Annotated in this window: 1 protein-coding gene; it reads left to right on the top strand. The window is 46.0% G+C overall.

All coding sequences use genetic code 11. The features are described from left to right. The coding region (locus R0K30_RS23380) for a sugar-binding domain-containing protein (RefSeq protein WP_410613403.1) at positions 1-239 on the top strand (239 nt) is incomplete at both ends.

Genomic DNA, 239 nt, shown 5'->3' with positions numbered 1-239 from the left:
GAGGGCTATTCACTGCTTTCGATTCTGGAAGATACGATGAAGGATGTTTTAGGATTGACGCTTCTGGAAAAGACATTAAAAGAGCGGCTTAATCTGAAAGACGCCATTATCGTTTCCGGAGACAGCGACCAATCCGCTTGGGTCAAAGAAGTATTAGGGGGAGCGGCCGTTGCCTGTACGAAAAAGAGATTTTCAGGCAAAAATATCGTCGCTGTAACCGGCTGTACGACAATTGAAGC

This window comes from Bacillus sp. SIMBA_154, assembly GCF_046536015.1.
Taxonomy (GTDB): domain Bacteria; phylum Bacillota; class Bacilli; order Bacillales; family Bacillaceae; genus Bacillus; species Bacillus pumilus_P.
The sequence above is the reverse complement of the archived record's forward strand: the minus strand, read 5'-3'. Positions and strand labels throughout refer to the sequence as shown.